Below are 16532 nucleotides of genomic sequence, written 5' to 3' on the forward strand. Positions count from 1 at the left end.
TAACGACCGAGTTTCAAGAGCGATGATTTTTTGCCTGGCCTTGTCCGGCCGCACAGGACTTCTCCTCGATTAAACAGACTGATAGAGACTGATGACAGAGATTAAACTTATCGTCGGGCTGGCCAATCCCGGCGCCGAGTATGCCCAGACCCGCCATAATGCCGGCGCCTGGTATGTGCAGGAGCTGGCCAGAGGTTGTGGTGCCCAGCTCAGTGCCGACAGCAAGTATTTTGGCCTGACCGCCAGAGTCACGCTCAAGGGCCGCGATGTGCGCCTGCTGATCCCTACCACTTATATGAACCTGAGTGGTAAATCGGTGGCGGCATTGGCGAACTTCTTCCGTATTCAACCGGAGGAGATTTTGGTCGCTCACGATGAGCTGGACATGCCGCCGGGTGTGGCCAAGTTCAAGCTGGGTGGTGGGCACGGTGGCCATAACGGCCTCAAGGACATCATCGCCAAGCTGGCTAACAACAAGAATTTTTATCGTCTGCGGATTGGCATAGGTCACCCCGGAGACAAGAATAAAGTCAGCGGCTATGTGCTTGGCAAGGCGCCGAGTACTGAGCAGTCGCTGATAGATGCCGCGGTAGATGAAGCGGTTCGCGCCACAGATATCCTCTTTGCCGAGGATATGACCAAGGCGATGCACAGGCTGCATTCTTTTAAAGCGGTCTAAGATTATCCAGGCGTCAGACGCCTGTTTCATTATCCTGTCCGGGGCCGAGAGCGCCGGACTCAAATTAGAGAGAAAGGTAAACATCATGGGTTTTAAATGCGGCATCGTTGGTCTGCCAAACGTCGGTAAGTCAACTCTATTCAATGCGTTAACCAAGGCTGGCATCGAAGCGGCAAACTTTCCCTTCTGTACCATAGAACCCAACACAGGTGTGGTGCCAGTGCCGGATGCTCGTCTGGACGCCCTGGCTGAAATCGTTAAGCCTGAGCGGGTCCTGCCAACCACCATGGAGTTTGTGGACATTGCCGGTCTGGTTGCCGGGGCATCCAAGGGCGAAGGTCTGGGTAACAAGTTCCTGGCCAATATCCGTGAAACCGATGCTATCGGCCATGTGGTACGTTGCTTCGAGAACGACAATATTGTTCATGTGGCCAACAAGGTTGACCCGGCCGGTGATATTGAAGTGATCAATACCGAACTGGCGCTGGCGGATCTCGACAGTGTTGAGCGCGCCATACTGCGTCAGCAAAAGCGTGCCAAGGGTGGCGATAAAGACGCCAAATTTGAAGTCGAAGTGCTGGAAAAACTCAAGCCGGTACTGGACGAAGGCCATATGCTGCGCACCCTGGATTTGAGCCCGGAAGAACTGGAAGCCGTGGCTTACCTGAACCTGCTGACGCTCAAGCCTACCATGTATATTGCCAACGTTTCTGAAGACGGCTTTGTTAACAACCCGCATCTGGACACAGTGCGCGCCATTGCCGAAAAAGAAAACGCCGTAGTGGTGCCAGTGTGCGCCGCTATCGAGTCAGATCTGGCGGAAATGGATGAAGAAGAGCGCAGCGAGTTCCTCGAAGAGCTGGGTCTGGAAGAGCCTGGGCTTGATCGGGTGATCCGCGCCGGTTACGAGTTGCTGACGCTGCAAACCTACTTTACTGCCGGGGTGAAAGAGGTCCGTGCCTGGACTGTGACTGTCGGTTCTACCGCACCGCAGGCGGCCGGTAAGATTCACACCGACTTTGAGCGCGGCTTTATTCGGGCTCAGGTTATGGCCTATGATGACTTTATTCAGTACAAGGGCGAAGCCGGTTGTAAGGAAGCGGGTAAGCTGCGGGTGGAAGGGAAAACCTATATCGTCAAAGACGGCGATGTGATGCACTTCCTGTTTAACGTATAAAGCCACTCTAAATGGGCGGCAGCATACGGATTTGCGTATCTGTTGCCCAGTTTGATGGGTTTATAGGCAAACGACTGGTGTGGCGGGATTTAGCCTAAAAAAGCTGTTGACCTGAATAACCTGAATAAGCATAATACGCCCCGTTCCCCGGCAAGGGGGACAACAAAGTTATCGTGGCTATGTAGCTCAGCTGGTTAGAGCACAGCACTCATAATGCTGGGGTCGCAGGTTCAAGTCCCGCCATAGCTACCATCCTTCTTGGGATGTCAAAACAAGAGACACTGCGGGAGTGGTGAAATTGGTAGACACGCCAGATTTAGGTTCTGGTGCCGCAAGGTGTGAGAGTTCAAGTCTCTCCTCCCGTACCATATTTGTCTCTTATTGAACTAACTTTGATTATTGGTGGGGTATCGCCAAGCGGTAAGGCACCGGGTTTTGATCCCGGCATTCCCAGGTTCGAATCCTGGTACCCCAGCCATCTTTTGCCAAGTTTATAGATTGGGGTATCGCCAAGCGGTAAGGCACCGGGTTTTGATCCCGGCATTCCCAGGTTCGAATCCTGGTACCCCAGCCATAAACGCTAAAGAGAAAAAATACAGTGGCTATGTAGCTCAGCTGGTTAGAGCACAGCACTCATAATGCTGGGGTCGCAGGTTCAAGTCCCGCCATAGCTACCATGTTTCTTTAGCAGCAAACTTGGTCTTCACGAGTCTTAAGATTCGTATCGGTTAATACCGACCCTGATGGGGTATCGCCAAGCGGTAAGGCACCGGGTTTTGATCCCGGCATTCCCAGGTTCGAATCCTGGTACCCCAGCCATATTCAACGAAAGAGCCCGTCATAGACGGGCTTTTTTGTGTCTGTTTTTCATTGTTTGCACTTTTCGGCTATTTCGCACTGGCGATCCTGAGACATGGCGAAAGTTGCCGATGATAGTGGTGTAGCAGCGTTCTTTCGAGTGCCAACCAAGGATGGCTACAGTTCCGCCTGTGCCTGGAAATCCGTGTATGCCTGCAACTTGTGCATGCCTGTAAACTAGTGCCAAGACTTCACCGAACCGGAGTCATACCAGCCTTGAGCTATCAAGCTTCTACTCGACTTTCAGCTTCTGTCGCAGACTCTCATCTCTGGCGGCCTTGGTGACTTCGAGAGCGATATTGCGCCTGAGGCGAATTAACCAACTGTCGATTTTGGCTTGGTCTATTTTGCAATCGCAGCGGCTGGAGAGCAGGCTAAGCTGCAGTTCCTGTGCCTGCCATGCTACTTCTACTTCGACCGTGTATCCCTTGTAGTTATTGAGCCGGGCGAGCCAGGTGCCATCTGCGACCGTTTCCAGTTCCCAGCTATCCCTGGTAACGGCCCGCTGCAACATGGCGGGGATATCCTGCACATAACCACCTGTGGGTACTGGGTTTTGCCAGCGTTGCAATTGATATTCAGTCTCGGCGGAAGCCGGGGTCAGCCATAACAGATTCAGCAGCAGCGGCAGTAGTATTCGTTTCATGATTTTTTCAGCTCCTGGGCGATGGAGAGACGCAGATTCTTGATGTAGTTGTAATAGCCTCGGCCATTCTTGTAGCAGATGTCATCAATCAGCTTCTTGCAGACAAAATCCCCCAGGGCGGCGTGGTATTTAAGCTGAATATAGTTGGCGTCGTATTCAATGCGCATCACATTAGTGTCGCCGCGATAGTCGAAACGGGCCAGGATATAGCCCTCACCTTCGCCCTCGTATACCCAGGCAAAGCCCTTGGTGCTGAGCATACCTTCGAGAATGGCATAACGAACCTGGGCCTCACTGGCTCCCGCTACCGGGATCTCTTGATGAACGGCTTCGATATAGCGGTTTGAGGATTTGGGCTTGGCATTTTTGTTGATGACCAGCTCGCCGGGGGCGGCTTGCAACGACAGGGAGAAACCGAGGGCGAATAACGCCCCCAGAATGGATTGGACTTGCATATCAGAATCCTTCTGAAAAAGGCTGCGAAAGTCCGAGTCTAGCGAAAAGCCAAGGCACTTGAAAGAGTGCTTGAAACAGCACTTGAAAGATAAATTAGAGCAAACCTTCCAAACGCAGACGTTGCATCTCTTTGGCAACTTGTTGCATCTGCATTGGTGTGCCCAAGGTCAAGCGGTTCCAGCCTTCAAGCCCAGGGAAGGTACGGCCTACCAGAATGCCGGCCTGCTGCATCCGCTTGCGATAGTCTTCATTATTGCCCTTGATGCGGTGGAAAATAAAACTGGCGTTGAGTGGCAGATAGTCGAGCCCCAGCTGTTTGAGCGTGGCAATGATAATGGCACCGGCCTCTAAGTTGTTGCTGCGAGTCTGCGCCAGCCAAGCGCTGTCATCCAACACTGCCGCCGCCCCATAGAGGGCAAACAGGTTGGCGTTGTCAAAACTCGCCTGGGCCTGCATGGCGGCTATCATTTCCGGAGCGGCAATGGCATAACCGGCCCTCAGTCCCGCCATTCCCCATGCCTTGGAGAATGTCTTGGTCAGCACTGTGTGTTTCAGGCCATTTTGGATGAACGGCAGCGCGGATTGGAAATCGCTACCGGCATACTCGCCGTAGGCCTCATCAATAATAAACTGCAGCTCGGGACTGGCCTTGGCCAGCCACTGTGCAACCGGCGCCTTGGGCAGCAAAAGGCCAGTTGGGTTGTTGGGGTTACACAGATAGACAATGGAAGGGCCAGAGTGCGCGGCCACGGCAGCCTGCATAGCGGCGATATCGGTTTGCAGCTCGGCGGTCAGCGGCACTTCAGTTACCTTGAGTCCCCGGGCCTTGGCATAGTCGGCCACTATGTCAAAGGTAGGCTTGGGCATCACCAACTGGCAGTGAGCGCTGGCCATGGCATCTATGGCGAACTTGAGTACTTCGGAAGAGCCATTGCCGTAGATGAGCTGCTCTTGGCTGACACCGTGGTAGCTTGCCAGGCGCTTGAGCAAGGCCTGACGGGCACTGTCGGGATACAGGTGCGCCTCGCCCATATGCTGCATAATGGCTTCTCTGGCGCTGTTTGGCATCCCCAGCGGGTTTTCATTGAAGTTCAGCGCCAGGGGCCCCTTGGAGGCAGTAGCTTGGGCCTGCTCCTGAGAAGATAAAGAGAAATTACTGCAGCCACTGAGCCCCAGTGCGGTACCGGCTAAACCGGCCTGAATAAAATGCCTACGACTTAATTGCATGTTTATTATGATGTTCTGGATAAGAGGGCACTCAGTCTACCCAGAGGAGGAGAGAAAATAAATGAATTTTTATTCATTATTTGAAGTTTGTTATTCTTTTGGCCATTGATTGTCAGAGATCTTTTCTGAGCCGATCGCGAACTTCCATGAGTGCAAACCCTAACAGATTTAAGCCTTTCCATCTCCTGGGAATTTCAGATTCAGGATGATCTTGAGCAAGCCCTATCCCCCATACTTTATCTACAGGACTAGCCTCGACCAAGATACGGTTTCCAGTATTAAGCAGAAACGATTTTAGTTCAGTATGCTGAGCAAACTTAGCTAAGTTTGCATTAAGCACTATTGCAAAGCGTCTCTCATCCCAGACTTCTTGATTGAACCCGACTACTTCCCGACCAATAGCTTTGGCTGCGCCAGGGTTGGTGGCAAGGAGGATTCTTTCACATGCAATGTCATCACCAAATAGCTTTGCCTTGTGATACATCATGTAATGCTCCGCAGTAATGAAGACGTTGCCTTCTTCTTCAAACTTTGCGTCATACCATTGACTAAAACAACTCTTGGAAATTTGTTCTCCTTTCTCCTGGTGTCCCCAGAAGAATATGTACTTGACCTTATTCCCTTGGTCTACGAAATCGACCAACTGTTCTCTTGTCCTAATTTTCAAAGTGATTCCTATGCTTGGTTGCTTTTTACCTGCAAAAAGACTTTCTTACCCTGGTCAGTTCAGGCCTTGGCACTGAACTCAGAGATTGTTATGAATTCTATAAGTTGTGTATGAGGCCATGCTACACCAGCTTACAATTTAGCGAAATTTCTTGAATGTTCACGGTCGGTGAAAAGTTGGCTTAAAGCCATGATAGCCGCTGTGCCAGCGGCTTAAAGTCGTGGTGTAAATGCCTCCATGCATAAGGGCCAGTTCGCCATCCCTGGCTCTCGCTCGAAAGCACGTTGCGATGCAACTCTCGCCAAACCACACCGGGCAAGGGGCTTTGCTTGTCCAAAGCCCCTTGCATCCCCAAGGACACCCCGACGTAGCCGAAATCCCCGCTGGCTTATGAAGCAAATTGGCTACACTCAGGACTCGCCAAATGCATCCATGCATAAGGGCCAGCTCGCCTTCCTTGGCTCGCGCTCATAAGCTTGTTGCTTCGCAACATTCGCCTTGCTCGACCTTCGAGCCTCGACATCCCTGTCTCGGCTACGCCAATTTGCAACAACGCCAGCGGCGGCTCCGAAGGGGAATTGGTGCAATTCTTTTAGCGCTGAGTAGCTTGAAACATCTGAAGTGTTTGCAGACATACGCCTATTTTCCAGGCACTGGTGGAACTGTGACCTTCCGAGCCAGGGATGGCGAGGCAGAGCTTACAGGGACGTACTCGCAGCGAGTCACAGGATCGCCTGTGCGAAAGGCGCACCACAGGTGATGGACTACATCGTGGCCGGAAGCACGGCCAATACTAACTTAGGAACTTTTAGCTGGAGCTATGATAGCCGCTGTGCCAGCGGCTTAAAGTCGTGGAGCAAGTGCATCCATGCACAAGGGCCAGTTCGCCATCCCTGGCTCTCGCTCGTAAGCATGTCGCTATGCGACACTCACCGCCCCACACCCGAGGAAAGGGGGCTGTATCGACTCGCCCCCTTCCCAAACCCCCAGCGACCCGCGACGCAGCGGAAAACCCCTTGTGCTTATGATGCCAATTCGCTATCGCGCCAGACGCTCAGAGTCACATCCATGTGACTCTGGCCCAGCTCAACATCCTGTTTCGCGCTCGTTAGCTCGTCGCTAAGCGACACTCGCCCCTGATTAACTGGCGCAGAATGGGCATCTGCCGGACAGGAGTCCCAATGCCGTGAAGGGCAGGAAGCCCGTGAACGGCCATGCCTCGCTACGCGATTGTCATCAACGCCCTGCGGCCGCTTCGAGCGGGAATTGGTGCAATTCTGCAATCATAGCGTTGCTTGAAATTGCTTATATACCTACAGACATACACCCATTTTCCAGGCACAGGTGGAACTGTGACCTTCCGAGCCAGGGATGGCGAGGCAGAGCTTGCAGGGACGTATTCACAACAACTTCCCTGTTTAACGGCCAGCTCACCATCCCTGGCTCGCGCTCGAAAGCATGTTGCTACGCAACTCTCGCCGTGTCACAGGATCGCCTGTGCGAAAAGCGCACCGCAGGTGATGGACTACATCGTGGCCGGAAGCACGGCCAATACTAACTTAGGAACTTTTAGCTGGGAGCTATGATAGCCGCTGTGCCAGCATCCTAAAGTCGTGGAGCTTCGCCCCCCACCCGACCAAGAAGGGATCAACAGCAATCCCCTCTTGGATCTCCCTTGCCGCCCCACACGGTGTCGAAAGCCCCTCGGCCTAATGGCGCAAATAACTACCGCTTCAGACGCTCATCCCTGATTCGACTGGCGCTGCTTCGGCATCCAAATCCTTCCATGGATAAAGGCCAGCTCGCCTTCCTTGGCTCGCGCTCATAAACACACTCGCCACCGGCGAGCATTCGCCCTCAGCCACGTTATTTGTGCCAACGGCTGTCGGCGACACCGAGGGGGAATTGGTGCAATTCTGTGACAATGGAGTAGCTTGAAATATTTGAGAGTTCTGCAGACATACACCTAATTCCAGGCACAGGCGGAACTGTGACCTTCCGAGCCAGGGATGGCGAGGCAGAGCTTACAGGGACGTACTCGCAGCGAGTCACAGGATTGCCTGTGCGAAAAGCGCACCGCAGGTGATGGACTACATCGTGGCTGGAAGCACGGCCAATACTAACTTAGGAACTTTTAGCTGGAAGCTATGATAGCCGCTGTGCCAGCGGCCTAAAGTCGTGGAGCTTTGGTTTCAAACCCAGTCAATTCTGTTGTAAAAACAAACCAAATCAGGGTTTTGTTGCCTTTGTCAAAACTTGACCTTTGGCTAATTGTTTTCAAATTCAGTACTGGCTATTGTATAACCAGTTCAATCGCTTAGCTTTAGCACTTCCTTAAGCTTAAGGTTGGAGGTAGTAGTATTTTTCCTTTTTCAGCGGAATGCAGGGACGAACAGAGTTTGGACCCGTGCGGTAGCCATGGCTTTACTTAACGCTTTTTGTAGGGCCTGGTTGTAGGGCCCTTGGTTGTGCGGCTTGAAGTGCTCATGACAAGCACCTCATAACTGATTTTTATACAGTATTATTGACGTTCTGGACAACATGTCGGAAATTTGCGCGTTATTTCTGTAACATTTTAGAAAATAACATTAAATTCATAATGTTAAAAATACAGCTGGTAGATAATAGGTTTGGAAACCGCGCATGCGCGTTTAGCTGCAAGGGATATTAGGGCTAAACTCTATTATATCCAGCTAATACAAACAGATAGCGATGCGCGTTTACACTCCTCCGAGGACTAAAACGCGCATGCGCACTATACAGCTGTTAAGCGCCAATAAATTTCAAGCTCAAGGAGTGAACATGAGAGAAGTAATAGTCACAGACCTAACAAGGTTTTCTACCGATGAAAATGTCTGCACAGCTGTTATTGATGTGAATACAGGTGAATGTTTGCGACCGATGCCTTACTTGAAAAGTGCAAGATGCAAGGAACTAGGCATTCACCCTGGCGCAATCCTTAAAGGGAACCTAGTTTTGCAACCCCACAGAGAAAATCCTCACCTAGAAGATGCTAGCTATTCTGACCTGCATTTTCATGGGGCATGTAGCGGTAAGCAATTTCTTCAGGTCCTCGAGAATTCACTAAGTGATTCAGTATCTGATGGTTTTGGGGTCGATTTCGATGTTAATCAGAAACATATTCCACACGATCACGTAGCAAAATGTTCGATAATCACCATTAAAATCTCGCCCAATCAGTTAAGTATTCATGAAGATCAGTATAAACCGGGAAAAATTAAAGCTACATTTACAGATAATAGCGGCCATAGGTACAGCTATCTATCGATTACTGATAGAGGTTTTCATGACTACGCTAAAGAGCACCAGAATGATGGTAGGCTTCATGAGGTCACTGACTTGATAAAAGAGCAGGATTCTGTTTATCTTCGAATAGGCTTAAGTAGAGTCTGGGCTGTTGGCGACAGAAAAGGATTCTGGCTTCAGGTGAATGGGATCTATACATTTCCGAAGTTTCACGAGGAGATAAGACGTTATGGATAGTGCGATTGATATCTATACAATTGGATTTACAAAAAAAAGTGCTGAAACATTTTTCAATTTTTTAAAGCAATCTAACGTAAAAACTTTAATTGATGTTCGTTTGAATAATGTTTCCCAGCTGGCTGGTTTTGCTAAAAGAGATGACTTGAAATTCTTTTTAAATGAACTGTGCGGAGCTGAATATATTCACTCACCTGAGTTGGCGCCAACTAAAGATATTTTAAACGCCTACAAGAAAGGTGATATGTCTTGGGAAGTTTACGAGGATAAATTTCTAAATTTGATGGGGCGGAGAAACATCGAGAGATCAATAAGTCCGACATTGCTTGATCATGGTTGTTTGCTATGTAGCGAGCATGAGCCGCATCTTTGCCATAGAAGACTTGTAGTTGAATATCTTAATCAACATTCAAACTTAGACTTAAAAGTTAAGCATTTATACTAATGGCTACAGTATTAATTCTTTATCCGAAGCTCTTTAATTGCTATTCGAAGTTCTCGAGAAAAGTTAAGAAAATAACATCGAGTCTCGGTGCAGCCACATTGGTGTATCCATCCGATCCTAACGGTTTAATTGCAATGTTCTGTGATGAGTTCTCAGAAAAAATGACAGCTAAAGAACTTTCCAGCTGGACTCCTAACGATATAAGTCACGCGGTTGTTTTTGATGATGGTGAAGAGTTCATAAAAGAGACAGAACAATTAAAAGAAAGCGGAAAACCATTACGGTATATTAGAATTTCGATAACGCGCGTTATAAACATCAAAACTGAGACTGAATACCAGTCGGAGAAAAGTACGCCGAATTATGAGTATATAGGAAGGGGCTCATATTGGGGAAACCCCTATTCGATGTATGAGGAAGGAGATGATCGAGAAGAAGTTATACGAAAATTTAAGTATGACTTTGATTATGAGAAATTCCCTAACAAGGAAAAATCTCAAGTATACAAATTGGCAGGAAAGCGTTTAGGGTGCTTTTGTAAACCACAGGCCTGTCATGGTGATGTCCTTGCTGATTTTCTCAATTCGTGGGATGACGGTAAATAAGCGCTTAACAAAGCGCTACTGTCGGACAAATTTTCCGCTGCGCTCCAAATTTGCCGCAGAGCGCGGCGTTGATATGATTCCCTTTGTCAAATAGGTAAAAGTGTCCTTACCGGAGACCCAAAAATCTCCGGTAATGGCACTCTGACAGTCGGACTTTGGCGAGTAAGTGTCGGCGGTTGACCTTGCACTCTTTTGAAGAGAGTCGCGCGAGTTTGGTTATTCGCATTACTTGTGTTCGCCGCAGGAGCCTTGCCTCAGTCTAGGAGCGCGGATGTGACCGCTTAACGCCCTCGAGGGTTGCTCGCACCGCTGCCGCCGTCCGGCGCTGCCAGAGTGATTTTTAAGTGTAATTCAGTACGCTTGTTGTGGCATATCGGCATCAAAACCTTGGGCTAAATCCCAAATGTAGCCTGTCAGTTCGCGAGCTACAGCGGTAACGACCTTATTGTATTCTTTGCCTCTTGCTTTTAAGGCATGAAAGCGTCGACATAGGCGCTGCTGGATTTCCCATGAGCGAGTTTGCAGTTTGATAGAGTGCTCTTGTTGGCGACTTTCCAATTCCCTCGAGACCCGAGCGGGGAAACGATAGGCCCAGGCCGATTCAATAAGGATGCGTCTGGCGTGGCTATTGCCGCACTTAGTGATGCCGCCACGCCGTTCCCGCTGACCACTGGAGTGTTCGCTGGGTGTCAAACCGACAAAGTTCATCAGTGAACGCGGAGAAGCAAAGCGTCTGAGGTCACCCAGTTCCGCCAATAGGGTCATAGCGGATAAGAAACGTACTCCACGCAGTACCGTCAGACGTTGCACCAGTGGGTACCAACGCCAGCTTTCTGCCAGGCTTTGCAGTTCCAATTCCAGCCGTTGCAAGCGCTCATAGCGCTCGGTAACGATATGAATGTAATGCTGAAAGGTGATTTTAGTAGCACTTTGTGGAAAGCTGATATCAGCCAGGTGGCGTCGATAGGCCTCGGTCCAGTTTTGCCGACCTGTGCAGGGATGACCATGACGCAGCAGAAAGGATTTCAGCCGTTGCCGTGCCTGGCGCAAATCGAGCATGGCATCTTCCCGGCAGCGGATAAGGTCGCGGATAGCTTCATCCCGCTCATCCGGAACATAAATAGAGTGCAAATCGCCGCTACGCGCTAACCTGGCCAATGTCATGGCATCGCGTTTATCGGTTTTGACCCGGTCGCCCGGGGCTTTGGGGATGAGTGCCGGTGCTACCACCCAGCATTCAATGCCACGGCGCACCAGATGACGATAGAGCCAGAAGCCGCAGGGACCGGCCTCATAGATAACACAGAGCTTGCTGGTCTTGGCTGTTTGATTCTTAATGAGTTTATCGAATGAACGCAGGTTGGTTGGGATTGTGCCATGGTAATGCACGGTCTCAGCAGACTTATCAGAAACCCAGGCCACGTCAGTGGTCTCCTTGTGTACGTCCAACCCGATAAAAAGTGTGTTAGCTTTAGACATGTCGGCCTCCTGTGATTGTTTGCCTATTGGATCAACAAACAGTGTGGCTCTGGTTTAACTAATCCACGAGAAAACACGGAGGCCGACACCTGCACAGGGAATCATTATGTCTAGGAGATTCAATGGTTTCGTATCAACAAACAACAGATTTATCAGCTTCGGCTAAGATTACTTACGTAAATATGCGTTCATACTACGAGCATTATTCTGTTGATTGGGATTGCTCAAAAATCGAAGAGCAAATTCAAGATTTAGCCAATTTCGATATCCTGCTCAATGATGAGGTCGTTGGAGCAATTCGTTTGGCATTTGATAATGACGGTTGCTATGTTCGTGATTTGCAAGTCAGCGAGAAATACCAAAATAAAGGCATTGGGGCGTTAGCACTTTCTGAATGTGAAAGGTTAGCCATTGAATCAGGCGCTAATCGACTTAAGTTACGTGTATTTAAAATCAGCCCAGCTTTTCATCTCTATGAAAGAGTTGGTTTTGTGCTTGATAACGCTGATGATAGGTTTTACAGCATGTCGAGAACAATCTCCTAACAAACGACTATGGCGTCAATCCTTTATTTGGAGCAACAACAAAGCAACAACAAGGACACCCATTATTAGCTGAGTGGAGCAACAACAAGGACACCCATTATTAGCTGAGTGAAGGCTCTAGTTGCCTGGATTACAGAAACACTGATGTTTTCACTGAGAGAAAATCATCTTTCAAACCTTTTGAGGGCCATTCAGTTATTGAAATGAGCGAAAAAGTCGAATTTCAGACACGATGGAGAACAACAAAGACACCCATTATTAGCTGAGTGAAGGCTCTAGTTGCCTGGATTACAGAAACACTGATGTTTTCACTGGGAGAAAATCATCTTTCAAACCTTTTGAGGGCCATTCAGTTATTGAAATGAGCGAAAAAGTCGAATTTCAGACACGATGGAGGTCGAATAAAGTTCGATTGGAGAGAAATATCTTGGAGCCTCGGGGATTCAGCTAAACAACTTCTGACAATTAGCGGCTCCTTGTCTTCGTCGTCGTTGTAGGTGAATACAGTAGTCGGTAAGAGATTCCAGTGTACCCACTGGCCCTTTGAATAGACGGCTAAAATCAGTCGTTAACTTGAGCCAGTTGTCGATAGGGATGTTTAAACGATTCAAAATGGTTGTTGTGCCGGCAGTGATGTGACCGCGCTTGTCGTGGCGGATAATGCGCCCGGTATCATCGACCAGTTGTAGATAATCCTTGGCATCAAAGTGCAATCCTTGTGGCATGTTCAGCCGTTCATTGCCGACAAAGGGTAACAGCTCAGGTGTGTTTTTGCCTTGCATCGCGGCCCGTATCCGCCGTTGAATACTGGTATAGTCTGAGTCTTCCGGGATTTTGGCTATTCCCGCGCGGATAGGGTTCAGGTCAACATAAGCCATGCAGGCCAATACGGCTGCATCATCCAATAGCGCCTGGGATTTGAAGCGGCCTTCCCAGAAGCGACCACTGCACCCGTCTTCCCGATTGGCCTGTCTGGCAATAGGTTCATTGAGCGCCCGCATAAACCAACTGATATCCATCAAACGTTGGCGATAGACTTCAGCGGTTTGTTGCAGAGTGAGATATTCAATATCAGAAAGTGTTTCACCGCGCAGAAAACGCTGAGATAACAGAGTTCCACTGTAAAGCAGATGCCAACGCTGTAAAACCTGCTCCAATGTCCATTCAGTGGCGGTTTTCAAGTCAACTCTGAGCACCAAATGCAGATGATTGGACATGACTGCATAGGCACACAAGTCAATGGCGAACACTGCCGCCAGTTCCAATAGACGGGATTCAACCCAATCGCGGCGATGTTCATAGCTCTTGCCGGAATAATCATCAACACCACATAGAAAGGCGCGGCGTACACAGCGGGAGATGCAGTGATAGAAGGGAGTGTCCTCAAGACTGACTTGAGCATATCTTGGCCTCGGCATGGCATCCTTTCCTTTTCAAAGGCTCCATTCAAGCCTAGACAAGGAGCCAACAATCTGCCAAGAATTATGGGTGTCTCCATTTTGTTTTTCAAAGGCTCCATTCAAGCCTAGACAAGGAGCCAACAATCTGCCAAGAATTATGGGTGTCTCCATTTTGTTAGTTCAAGCCTAGACAAGGAGCCAACAATCTGCCAAGAATTATGGGTGTCTCCATTTTGTTTTCCATTTTGTTTCTCATCCGGAACATAAATAGAGTGCAAATCGCCGCTACGCGCTAACCTGGCCAATGTCATGGCATCGCGTTTATCGGTTTTGACCCGGTCGCCCGGGGCTTTGGGGATGAGTGCCGGTGCTACCACCCAGCATTCAATGCCACGGCGCACCAGATGACGATAGAGCCAGAAGCCGCAGGGACCGGCCTCATAGATAACACAGAGCTTGCTGGTCTTGGCTGTTTGATTCTTAATGAGTTTATCGAATGAACGCAGGTTGGTTGGGATTGTGCCATGGTAATGCACGGTCTCAGCAGACTTATCAGAAACCCAGGCCACGTCAGTGGTCTCCTTGTGTACGTCCAACCCGATAAAAAGTGTGTTAGCTTTAGACATGTCGGCCTCCTGTGATTGTTTGCCTATTGGATCAACAAACAGTGTGGCTCTGGTTTAACTAATCCACGAGAAAACACGGAGGCCGACACCTGCACAGGGAATCATTATGTCTAACTGTCATATGAGCTTCAGAGAAGAATTGGAAAAAAAGTGGAAGATTACTATCGCTTTGTTGAGTGAGGCTCGTGCAGTTCTTTGTGAATGCCCGGGTGTTGGCAAATATATCGCCGAGTACGATGAATACCTTGATCACAACGAGCTAGAACTAGCACTGGATATGCTAGAAGAAGCAGCACTTGAGGCAACAAGTAAGCCTCCAGAAGAAATTTGGGTAAAGCTCAAAGATGCTGCAAAGTCTATGGGCTTAGAGGAACGCTGTGAATTCTATAATCAGCAAATACAAAACAGTTAACAAAATAAAAAAATAACAAAATCGCCTGTGCGAGATGGCCGTTCTCGAACATCTTGCTCTTCACGGCATTCAGGCTTTCTGCCTATCCGCACCGCAGCTGATGGGTTACAACTTAGCTAGCCGCTAGGACCAAGCTCATTGGTGAGTTTTGGCTTAAAGCCATGCTAGCCGCTGTGCCAGCGGCGTAAAGTCGTGGAGCAAATGCATCCATGCACAAGGGCCAGTTCGCCATCCCTGGCTCTCGCTCGTAGTCAGTCGCTACGCGACACTCGCCAAACCACACCGGGCAGGGGCTTTGCTTGTCCAAAGCCCCTTGCATCCCCAAGGACACCCCGACGTAGCCGAAATCCCCACTGGCTTATGAAGCAAATTGGCTACACTCAGGACTCGCCAAATGCATCCATGCATAAGGGCCAGCTCGCCTTCCTTGGCTCGCGCTCATAAGCTTGTTGCTTCGCAACATTCGCCTTGCTCTACCTTCGAGCCTCGACATCCCTGTCTCGGCTACGCCAATTTGCAACAACGCCAGCGGCGGCTCCGAAGGGGGAATTGGTGCAATTCTTCCCACACAGAGTCGTTTTAGGCTGCAGACATATGCCCATTTTCTAGGCACAGGTGGAACTGTGACCTTCCGAGCCAGGGATGGCGAGGCAGAGCTTACCGGGACGTACTCGCAGCGAGTCACAGGATCGCCTGTGTGAAAGGTACACCGCAGGGGATGGGTCACATTATGGCAACCCAGATATCAAGCATAAAAAAACGCACCCTAAGGTGCGTTTCTTGTTAACTCTGCATGTCAGCTTAGTGCTGGAACATGGCAGAGATAGATTCTTCGTTGCTGACGCGGCGGATAGCCTCGGCCAGTACCGCTGACATGGTCAGCTGGCTCACTTTGCCTGTCTTGAGCATTTCTGGGCTCAAGGGCACAGTGTCAGTCACTATGACTTCGTCAATCACTGAATTTACTATGTTGCTGGCGGCGTTACCGGAGAATACCGGGTGGGTCGCATAAGCAAAGACGCGGTTGGCGCCGTGTTCTTTCAGGGCTTCAGCAGCCTTACACAGAGTGCCACCTGTGTCGATCATGTCATCAACTATGATGCAGTCACGGCCTTGAACGTCACCTATGATGTGCATTACCTGAGCCACGTTGGCCTGTGGGCGACGCTTGTCGATGATCGCCAGATCTGAGTCGTCGAGCAGTTTGGCTACGGCGCGGGCGCGAACAACACCACCGATATCGGGGGAAACAACAACCGGGTTATCCAGCTTCTTGGCCAGCATATCTTCAAGCAGCACAGGGCTACCGAAGACGTTGTCTACCGGTACATCGAAGAAGCCCTGGATCTGCTCGGCGTGCAGGTCACAGGTCAGTACTCTGTCGACACCCACGCTGGAGAGGAAATCGGCAACCACTTTGGCGGTAATGGGTACACGGGCGCTGCGGACACGGCGGTCCTGACGGGCATAACCAAAGTAAGGGATAACGGCTGTGATACGGCCGGCTGAAGCGCGGCGCAGGGCATCAACCATTACGATCAACTCCATCAGGTTGTCGTTGGTTGGTGCGCAGGTGGACTGAATGATAAACACATCAGCACCACGTACATTTTCGTTTATCTGGACACTGATTTCACCATCGCTGAAACGGCCTACCTCTGCGTCTCCGAGTTTACAAAAAAGACGGTCTGCTATCTTTTTGGCGAGACTGGGGGTAGCGTTCCCAGCAAAGAGCTTGATGTCGGGCACTGTAAGAACCTCAGGCGTTTGCTTTATTTTAGTGGCTGGGATAAAACGGTTGCAGCG

Annotated in this window: 14 protein-coding genes, 6 tRNA genes and 1 pseudogene; 13 read left to right on the forward strand and 8 right to left on the reverse strand. The window is 49.8% G+C overall.

Features of this window, described 5'->3' with window-relative positions; all coding sequences use genetic code 11:
- Window positions 1-91: 91 nt before the first annotated feature.
- The 8 genes from pth (at window position 92) to K5621_RS05155 (ending at window position 2675) form a co-directional block, all read left to right on the forward strand.
- Entirely contained in the window at window positions 92-679 is a 588-nt protein-coding gene (pth, locus tag K5621_RS05120; protein WP_100142948.1) for an aminoacyl-tRNA hydrolase, read from the forward strand.
- 85 nt (window positions 680-764) lie between these two features.
- Entirely contained in the window at window positions 765-1856 is a 1092-nt protein-coding gene (gene ychF / locus K5621_RS05125; protein WP_100142949.1) for a redox-regulated ATPase YchF, read from the forward strand.
- Between the two features lie 175 nt (window positions 1857-2031).
- Window positions 2032-2108: transfer RNA gene (locus K5621_RS05130), tRNA-Met, on the forward strand.
- Window positions 2109-2139: 31 nt separating this feature from the next.
- A tRNA-Leu gene (locus tag K5621_RS05135) sits at window positions 2140-2224 on the forward strand.
- 35 nt (window positions 2225-2259) lie between these two features.
- Window positions 2260-2334: transfer RNA gene (locus K5621_RS05140), tRNA-Gln, on the forward strand.
- Window positions 2335-2355: 21 nt separating this feature from the next.
- Window positions 2356-2430: transfer RNA gene (locus tag K5621_RS05145), tRNA-Gln, on the forward strand.
- Window positions 2431-2456: 26 nt separating this feature from the next.
- Window positions 2457-2533 (forward strand) — tRNA-Met (locus K5621_RS05150).
- 67 nt (window positions 2534-2600) lie between these two features.
- A tRNA-Gln gene (locus K5621_RS05155) sits at window positions 2601-2675 on the forward strand.
- A 271-nt stretch (window positions 2676-2946) separates the two neighbouring features.
- Here the strand turns inward: K5621_RS05155 and K5621_RS05160 are convergent.
- The 4 genes from K5621_RS05160 to K5621_RS05175 form a co-directional block, all read right to left on the reverse strand.
- Window positions 2947-3360, reverse strand: a complete 414-nt coding sequence (locus K5621_RS05160) for a hypothetical protein (protein WP_221050615.1) — start codon at window positions 3358-3360, stop codon at window positions 2947-2949.
- A complete protein-coding gene (locus K5621_RS05165; protein ID WP_101095937.1) occupies window positions 3357-3815 on the reverse strand; it encodes a hypothetical protein in 459 nt (152 codons plus the stop codon). The genes K5621_RS05160 and K5621_RS05165 overlap by 4 nt, the downstream gene beginning before the upstream one ends.
- A 94-nt stretch (window positions 3816-3909) precedes the next feature.
- Window positions 3910-5043, reverse strand: a complete 1134-nt coding sequence (locus tag K5621_RS05170) for a pyridoxal phosphate-dependent aminotransferase (RefSeq protein WP_221050616.1) — start codon at window positions 5041-5043, stop codon at window positions 3910-3912.
- Between the two features lie 112 nt (window positions 5044-5155).
- Window positions 5156-5686 carry a riboflavin biosynthesis intermediates N-glycosidase gene (locus K5621_RS05175; RefSeq protein WP_245003137.1) on the reverse strand — a complete coding sequence of 177 codons (531 nt, stop codon included), beginning with the start codon at window positions 5684-5686 and terminating at the stop codon, window positions 5156-5158.
- A gap of 2826 nt (window positions 5687-8512) precedes the next feature.
- On the opposite strand from K5621_RS05175, the gene K5621_RS05180 reads away from it, so the two are divergent.
- The 3 genes from K5621_RS05180 to K5621_RS05190 are packed head-to-tail and all read left to right on the forward strand — an operon-like array spanning window position 8513 to window position 10264.
- Window positions 8513-9214, forward strand: a complete 702-nt coding sequence (locus K5621_RS05180; RefSeq protein ID WP_221050618.1) for a dual OB domain-containing protein — start codon at window positions 8513-8515, stop codon at window positions 9212-9214.
- On the forward strand, window positions 9207-9659 hold the full coding sequence (locus K5621_RS05185; protein ID WP_243887307.1) for a DUF488 domain-containing protein: 453 nt from the start codon (window positions 9207-9209) through the stop codon (window positions 9657-9659). The genes K5621_RS05180 and K5621_RS05185 overlap by 8 nt, the downstream gene beginning before the upstream one ends.
- Window positions 9659-10264 (forward strand): DUF4326 domain-containing protein, encoded by a 606-nt coding sequence (locus K5621_RS05190; RefSeq protein ID WP_221050619.1) that lies wholly within the window; start codon window positions 9659-9661, stop codon window positions 10262-10264. Before K5621_RS05185 ends, K5621_RS05190 begins: the two co-directional genes overlap by 1 nt.
- Before the next feature lie 351 nt (window positions 10265-10615).
- Here the strand turns inward: K5621_RS05190 and K5621_RS05195 are convergent, their stop codons facing one another.
- Window positions 10616-11743, reverse strand: coding sequence for an IS110 family RNA-guided transposase (locus K5621_RS05195; protein ID WP_221050620.1), 1128 nt, complete (start codon window positions 11741-11743; stop codon window positions 10616-10618).
- 122 nt (window positions 11744-11865) lie between these two features.
- On the opposite strand from K5621_RS05195, the gene K5621_RS05200 reads away from it, so the two are divergent.
- Window positions 11866-12288, forward strand: a complete 423-nt coding sequence (locus K5621_RS05200; protein ID WP_221050621.1) for a GNAT family N-acetyltransferase — start codon at window positions 11866-11868, stop codon at window positions 12286-12288.
- Window positions 12289-12731: 443 nt separating this feature from the next.
- Here the strand turns inward: K5621_RS05200 and K5621_RS05205 are convergent, their stop codons facing one another.
- Together K5621_RS05205 and K5621_RS05210 are read right to left on the reverse strand one after the other, a co-directional pair.
- Window positions 12732-13706: a transposase gene (locus K5621_RS05205; RefSeq protein ID WP_221050622.1), complete on the reverse strand. Its 975-nt coding sequence runs from the start codon at window positions 13704-13706 to the stop codon at window positions 12732-12734.
- Between the two features lie 236 nt (window positions 13707-13942).
- Window positions 13943-14314: pseudogene (locus tag K5621_RS05210) on the reverse strand (IS110 family transposase); the annotation flags it as partial.
- 106 nt (window positions 14315-14420) lie between these two features.
- On the opposite strand from K5621_RS05210, the gene K5621_RS05215 reads away from it, so the two are divergent.
- On the forward strand, window positions 14421-14726 hold the full coding sequence (locus K5621_RS05215; protein ID WP_144128928.1) for a hypothetical protein: 306 nt from the start codon (window positions 14421-14423) through the stop codon (window positions 14724-14726).
- An 801-nt stretch (window positions 14727-15527) separates the two neighbouring features.
- Here the strand turns inward: K5621_RS05215 and K5621_RS05220 are convergent.
- Entirely contained in the window at window positions 15528-16475 is a 948-nt protein-coding gene (locus K5621_RS05220; protein ID WP_028779717.1) for a ribose-phosphate pyrophosphokinase, read from the reverse strand.
- Between the last annotated feature and the right edge of the window lie 57 nt (window positions 16476-16532).

The organism is Shewanella carassii (genome assembly GCF_019670705.1).
Taxonomy (GTDB): domain Bacteria; phylum Pseudomonadota; class Gammaproteobacteria; order Enterobacterales; family Shewanellaceae; genus Shewanella; species Shewanella carassii.

Bases quoted from the DNA above. Each gene is read 5' to 3' on its own strand.
- pth (WP_100142948.1), top strand. From the start codon at position 92: ATGACAGAGATTAAACTTATCGTCGGGCTGGCCAATCCCGGCGCCGAG.
- ychF (WP_100142949.1), top strand. From the start codon at position 765: ATGGGTTTTAAATGCGGCATCGTTGGTCTGCCAAACGTCGGTAAGTCA.
- K5621_RS05160 (WP_221050615.1), bottom strand. From the start codon at position 3,360: ATGAAACGAATACTACTGCCGCTGCTGCTGAATCTGTTATGGCTGACC.
- K5621_RS05165 (WP_101095937.1), bottom strand. From the start codon at position 3,815: ATGCAAGTCCAATCCATTCTGGGGGCGTTATTCGCCCTCGGTTTCTCC.
- K5621_RS05170 (WP_221050616.1), bottom strand. From the start codon at position 5,043: ATGCAATTAAGTCGTAGGCATTTTATTCAGGCCGGTTTAGCCGGTACC.
- K5621_RS05180 (WP_221050618.1), top strand. From the start codon at position 8,513: ATGAGAGAAGTAATAGTCACAGACCTAACAAGGTTTTCTACCGATGAA.
- K5621_RS05185 (WP_243887307.1), top strand. From the start codon at position 9,207: ATGGATAGTGCGATTGATATCTATACAATTGGATTTACAAAAAAAAGT.
- K5621_RS05190 (WP_221050619.1), top strand. From the start codon at position 9,659: ATGGCTACAGTATTAATTCTTTATCCGAAGCTCTTTAATTGCTATTCG.
- K5621_RS05195 (WP_221050620.1), bottom strand. From the start codon at position 11,743: ATGTCTAAAGCTAACACACTTTTTATCGGGTTGGACGTACACAAGGAG.
- K5621_RS05200 (WP_221050621.1), top strand. From the start codon at position 11,866: ATGGTTTCGTATCAACAAACAACAGATTTATCAGCTTCGGCTAAGATT.
- K5621_RS05205 (WP_221050622.1), bottom strand. From the start codon at position 13,706: ATGCCGAGGCCAAGATATGCTCAAGTCAGTCTTGAGGACACTCCCTTC.
- K5621_RS05215 (WP_144128928.1), top strand. From the start codon at position 14,421: ATGTCTAACTGTCATATGAGCTTCAGAGAAGAATTGGAAAAAAAGTGG.